Below are 3,293 nucleotides of genomic sequence, written 5' to 3'. Positions count from 1 at the left end.
GTTACCGATACATCTTCGATGCGCAGAGCCGGAAAGGCCGTGGTGCCGTTGAAAACAGTTACCTCTTGTGAGATGGCGGAGATATTGCGCAAACAATCGTAGAGGTTGCCGGCAATGGTGGTCTCCAGGATGGGGCGCTTCTCGCCACCTTTGACCAAAAAGCCCCCCTTCACCACTCCGGAAAAATCGCCGGTGATCGGGTTGCTGCTGCCGGAAAGCCGCGTGACGATAATGCCCCGCTCCATCGCATACAGCTCAGACAAAGGGGTTGTCCCCGGGGCCACGCTCAGACAGGCCGGCCCCACGCCCGGCAAGCTGCCCGCCCCCCCTGTGGCATGGCCGTTGGAGGGAACGCCGGCAGCCCGGCCTTCGTAGCTGTTGTACATGAAGTTGCAGAGGATCCCTTCGTGGATCAGGGGGGTAATTTGGCGTGGGATCCCCTCGCGGTCGAAGGGCTCGATGGGGTGGCCGGGCAAGCCCAGCCCCTCGGAAACCAAGGTCAACAGGGGGCTGGCGATCAGGGATCCCATCTTCTGCGCCAGGGGGCTTTTGCCCTTGCGCACCGCGTCCGCCCCCAGCACAAAGAGGAGGTCTCCCAGAAACTCCTCCACCACATCCGGCGGCAGGACGATGGAACCGCGAAAACTCTCCCCCTCCCTAGCCCCTAGGGCCCCCACACACTTTTGCACAAAGCGATTAAAAGCCCGCTCCAGCGCCGGCAGCAGCTCCGCCCGCTTCTGCACACTGTCGCCGTCGTAGGCAAAGCTGCCCACCTCGTCCCCATCGATGGCCATGCCAAACAGGGATCCGCCCGCCTCGACGCTGTGGTAGTTGGCGCGGATGCCGGTGGAAGAAGCAATGGCCACGGTATCCTCTTCCACGCTGAGGGAGCCGCTGTCGATGGTGATGCGGGGATCTTTGGATCGCACCCACTCCACCAGTTGGGATCCCAGTTGCGTCAGCTCGGCAGCATCCAGTTCCAGCAGGCCTGGGTCGAGGGCAAAGGGCACCTGGGGCAGAGGCTGGGGATCCGGCAGGCCGTTGAGGGGATCCGCCGGCGAAGCCTTGGCCATGGCCACCGCCTCAGCCGCTGTCTCGGCCAGCTCTTCCGGGCGGTTGGAAGTGGCAAAGCCCAGCCTGCCGCCGCAGAAAACCCGGATGCCGAACAGGGTCTCGCTGCTGCTGCGGGCCAGGTTGAGGTCATTTTTCTCAAAAGTTACTTCCGTCTCACGGCCTGAGTTGGCAAACACCTCTGCTTGGTCGGCCCCGGCAGCCAAGGCCTTTTGCACACCCTGTTCGCAAAGATCCAGCAGGTTTTCAGGAGCAATGACGGAGCCGGCCATAGAACTTGAGAGCTGCAAGAGAACAGTTCTATTATCGACCCTGCTGCCAAGACCTGCCCCAACAGCAGGGGGCAGATGATCTCAACTGGTCACTTGGGCTTGGGATCCGTTTGCCGGCAGCTTTGCGGATCCCTGGCGCATCAGGGCTGCTCCAGCGGCTGATCCGAGAACAGCAAGGGGGCAATGTTGGCGGCTTGGTTGAGTGGGATCTCGTCGTGGATGGCGTACTGATAAAACTGATCCAGCCGCTGACACAGACCTTCTGGGGTCAAAGCTTGCACATTGGAGCTGATGATGTAGCTCTGGGCAGGAGAGGCCCGAAACGCCTGAAAGGCTTTGCGACAAAACGCCTGCTTGGCCTCAGGATCCGCCTGGCGCCACTCCGGCCCTGTGAGTTTGCCAGAGAGTGCCGGCTCAGTTGCTGCCCAGGCGCTGGACGCGACCAGGGGCAGTCCCGTTGCCCAAACCAGCCAGGCCAGGAGGAGCAGCAATACCTGCTGCCAAGAGAACCCAAGCCGTTGCTTGTGTTGCACCATAGGTGGATATGCTGAGGGAAGGAGCTTGGAATGCCGAAGCATCCCTAGCGATCCTATCGCCCTCGGTCTCCCCCATCCAGCCGAGGACAGCCCTGGAGCAAGGTTGGCAAGCAGCTCTATGGCTCGCAGCAAACCCCGCCAAAAACAGCGCTTTCCCCATCTGCTGGGCTCCAAGTGGACTTCTGTCCAGCCTGTGATGGGTTGGCGACATTTTCAGGTCGCCGCCCGCCAAGAGGGGCAAGGGGGGCTGGTGTTTGCCGAGCTGAGGGCCGTCTGCGATCCCCAGGTGCGCCTCTGGGTCAACGCCGCCACCCTCAAAAACCGGGATCTCTGGCAGCCGGGCTGGACGCCGCTGGAAGACGGGATCCCCTGCGGATCTGGCGGATCGTCTCTCTCCAGAGACTCAGGGATCCCCGGATCCCTCTAGCGCTGTATTCTTCTAGCTACAAGACTTTTGAGGAGAAAACGATGCCCAGGTGTGATGTCTGTGGGAAAGAGCTCAGCTACGGCGACTATCAATGGGCCAAGCGCTGTACCAATCCCTACGGGAAATCCCACCTTATCTGCTTCGACTGCTACAGCGGTTCTTCCTGTCCCATCTGCTCCTCCCCTCTCGAGTCGGCAGAATAGAAAGAAGTCGTTCTCAACAGCCGCTTTTCCTCTCCCGGTGAGCCAAGCTCTTGGAAGGAAGTTGGCAAAAGTCTCGCTGGTGTTCCCAAGGGAGCCGCAACAGTGCGCATTGGCCAGGGCTATGACATCCACCGTCTCGTAGAAGGGCGCCCCCTGATCCTAGGCGGGATCCGGATCCCTTACGAAAAGGGTCTGTTGGGCCACAGCGACGCCGACGTGCTCACGCACGCCATCATGGACGCCCTCCTAGGGGCCGCCGCCCTGCGGGACATCGGCTACTACTTTCCCCCGGAAGAGGAGCGCTGGAAAGGGGCAGACAGCATTCTCCTCTTGCAGCAGGTGGTGCAGTTGGTAAGCCAAGAGGGCTGGCGCATTGCCAACGTCGATAGCGTCGTGGTGGCAGAGCAGCCCAAGCTCAAGCTCCACATCCCCGCCATGCAGGCCCGCCTGGCCGAGGCCATGCAACTATCGCCCAAACAGGTAGGCGTGAAGGCCACCACCAACGAAAAACTCGGCCCCGTCGGCCAGGGAGAGGCCATGGCTGCCTTTGCCGTCGCCCTGCTGGTGGAACGCTGAGCTGCCGGCTTGCGGAAAGCACCTGGCCGTTGCCCTGCCCAAGCTGCCAAACTGGCAAGCAATCGCTCCCTCAAAAAACCAATTGGCCCCCATTGTCGTGAAACCCCCTGCCGCCTCGATCCCAGCTCCCCTCTCCCAGAGGGAGAGGGGCTGGGGGCTTGGACTTATAACGCAGGCGGGGACACAGAGACGGGCGCCCGAGGCGGGG

The 3,293-nt window shown here is 61.9% G+C and carries 4 protein-coding genes; 2 read left to right on the top strand and 2 right to left on the bottom strand.

Annotated features, from left to right (window positions below; translation table 11 throughout):
• Together NW852_RS12805 and NW852_RS12800 are read right to left on the bottom strand one after the other, a co-directional pair.
• Nucleotides 1-1,343: TldD/PmbA family protein (locus tag NW852_RS12805; protein ID WP_414426803.1), on the bottom strand; the 1,343-nt coding region annotated here is incomplete at its 3' end.
• Nucleotides 1,344-1,483: 140 nt separating this feature from the next.
• On the bottom strand, nt 1,484-1,879 hold the full coding sequence (locus NW852_RS12800) for a hypothetical protein (RefSeq protein WP_414334649.1): 396 nt from the start codon (nt 1,877-1,879) through the stop codon (nt 1,484-1,486).
• A gap of 118 nt (nt 1,880-1,997) precedes the next feature.
• On the opposite strand from NW852_RS12800, the gene NW852_RS12795 reads away from it, so the two are divergent.
• Complete coding sequence (locus tag NW852_RS12795; protein ID WP_414334651.1) at nt 1,998-2,306, top strand: TIGR02450 family Trp-rich protein; 309 nt, start codon at nt 1,998-2,000, stop codon at nt 2,304-2,306.
• A 305-nt stretch (nt 2,307-2,611) separates the two neighbouring features.
• On the top strand, nt 2,612-3,085 hold the full coding sequence (gene ispF, locus NW852_RS12790) for a 2-C-methyl-D-erythritol 2,4-cyclodiphosphate synthase (protein WP_414366762.1): 474 nt from the start codon (nt 2,612-2,614) through the stop codon (nt 3,083-3,085).
• Nucleotides 3,086-3,293: the final 208 nt, after the last annotated feature.

Origin of the sequence: Synechococcus sp. H60.1 (assembly GCF_047462335.1) — a bacterium.
Taxonomy (GTDB): domain Bacteria; phylum Cyanobacteriota; class Cyanobacteriia; order Thermostichales; family Thermostichaceae; genus Thermostichus.
Note: the sequence above shows the minus strand (reverse complement) of the source record. Positions and strands in the feature narration are given on the sequence as shown.